Source organism: Gemmatimonadota bacterium, from assembly GCA_026706345.1.
Taxonomy (GTDB): domain Bacteria; phylum JAAXHH01; class JAAXHH01; order JAAXHH01; family JAAXHH01; genus JAAXHH01.
Window position 1 is genome coordinate 1 of record JAPOYX010000269.1, and the last position, 2,431, is coordinate 2,431.

Annotated in this window: 1 protein-coding gene; it reads left to right on the forward strand. The window is 61.0% G+C overall.

Going from position 1 to position 2,431, the window contains the following annotated elements; translation table 11 throughout:
* Positions 1-2,251, forward strand: a 2,251-nt coding sequence (locus OXG98_18860; protein MCY3774074.1) for a TonB-dependent receptor, incomplete at its 5' end; no start/stop codon positions are given.
* Positions 2,252-2,431 lie beyond the last annotated feature (180 nt).

The following is a 2,431-nucleotide window of genomic DNA, read 5'->3' on the forward strand; positions in this document are numbered from 1 at the left end:
GGCACAGGTTCTCGAAGAAATCGTGGTCACCGCTCAGAAGGCGGAAGCGCCGGCGCAGGATGTCGGCATCGCGATCACGGCGTTTTCCGGCGACCAGCTCAAGGAACTCGGGTTTTCCAGTTCCCTGGAACTGGAAATGCACACGCCCGGCCTGATGACCAGCGATTTCAGCGGCGGCGCGGGCTCGGTGTATACCCTGCGTGGTGTCGGGCAGATCGATTTCGGCGACCACCAGGAGCAGACGGTGGCGGTGTACACCGACGGCGCCTACAACAGCTTTGTCGGCGGCGTGTCTTTCGCCATGTACGACATCGAGCGCGTCGAGATACTGAGAGGCCCGCAGGGCACCCTGTTCGGGCGCAATGCCACCGGCGGCGTGGTGCACGTCATCACCGCCAAGCCGACCCGCGAACCGGACGGATACGTCGAAGTCAGAGCGGGCGAATACGGCGAATACCGGGGCGAACTGGCGGTGGGGGGGCCGCTCGGCGAAACGGTGGCGGCACGGTTTGCCGGAGTGGTGCATCAATCCGACGGCATGATCAAGAACAGCCTGGGTCCGGCCCAACAGGACTACGACAACTACAACGGCCGGCTGCAGTTGCTCTGGGATGCAAGCGAGGATGTCGAAGTGCTGCTCAGCGGCTACTACGGACGCTACAAGAACAATGGGCTCACCTACACCACCACGCGGGCGATCATCGACAGCGAGGCGTTGACCGGCCCCATCACCGGCGGGGTCAACGACGGCCAGGTGAAGGTGGCGACGGGGCAGCAGTACGCCGACTTCTGCAGTGCATACTGGTTGGCGGGCGCCCACTATCCCCCGGACACGCCGGACAACTTCAATTGCCTGTTCAACGAGATCTCGAGTCCGAATTTCGACAACCTGCACCGGGTGGACGTGATTCCAAACTCCGACCAGTGGCCGGGACTGCCGGATAACTTTCTGAGGCGCAAACTTTACGGTGGGACGGGCACGGTCACCTGGGATGTCAGCGAGACACTGCGATTCGTCTCGATCACGGACTACAAGGCACTCAAAAAAGACTACCGGGAAGATACCGACGGTACCGATCTCTTCGCAGTGAGCTTCTACCTGGACGGAGGGGACAGCAGCCAGTGGTCCACCGAGTTGCGCCTGCAGGGCCAGTCTGAAGCGTTGCAATGGATCGTCGGTTTCTACTATCTGAACATCGACCATGACTTCTCCGGCGGTATGGATGCGGATCAGATCTTTCTGTCCAGCGTCAGAAACGATACCGTCATGGACACCAGCACTTACGCGTTCTTCGCCCAGGGCGAGTACGAAATCAGTCCGCAGTTCTCGATCATTGCGGGATTCCGCTGGACCGAGGACGAAAAGGATATTCTCGTCAACGGCATCTGTACCGACGTTCCGGGGTTCGAAGGAACCTGCGACTTCTTCTACGGGGGGCTGGTCCAGAACAACATGACGATCGCCACCGGCCGCAGCGAAGGCGAATGGTCGGGCACCTTCGAACTCAACTGGCGGCCCGACGATGACCTGCTGCTCTATGCCAAGTATTCGCGGGGGAACAAGGCGGGGGGTTACAACACGGGCTATTTCACCGTGTTCACCCAGGAAGCGTTCGAGTTTCCCGGAGAGGTGCTGACGAACTACGAGGGCGGCTTCAAATCGACGATCTTCGACGGCCGGGCGCGCCTGAACGGCAGTGTCTTCTACTACGACTACCAGGATTTCCAGTCGTTCTTCCAACTGGGAAACAACTTTTCCGTGCAGCCGCACGATGCCGAGGTGCTGGGCGGCGAACTCGAACTGGTGGCGAGCCCGTGGGAGGGCTGGGAGTTCGCGGTGGGCCTGTCGCTGCTCGACGCCATGCAACTCGATGTGAACAACAACGTCGTCACGCGCGACCGGCCCATGCCGTACTCACCGGACGTCAGCGTCAATGCCCTGGCCCGCTACCAGTGGCCGATGCTGGACGGCATGATGTCCATACAGGTGGACATGGCTTACTCCGGCGAACACACGCTGAACGCCATCGACCACCCGGCCCTGACCGAGGACGGGTACACACTCGTCAATGCGCGCCTGGCCTGGGCGTCGGACGACGGCCGCTGGCAGGCCGATGTGTCGGCTCTCAACATCGGCGATGTGGAGTACTTGAACCAGGCATATGACGGCACTACCTTCTTTGTCGGTACGGTAATCGGCGTACCCAACGTACCGGGACGGATCTACGGATCGGTGCGTTACAACTTCTGAAACGGGGTCGGGTTCAATTCCGGCGCCATGTCGGATACCCGCACCTGTTCGTGAATAAACTGCTGCGGTCGTCAATAGCAGCAAAAACACAGGGCGTGCTCCCGCCGCGTGCTCAACGTGCTGTCAAGCACGCCTGCGCGCGCTCCAGTCCGCGCCACCCTGTGTTTTCACTACTCTTGC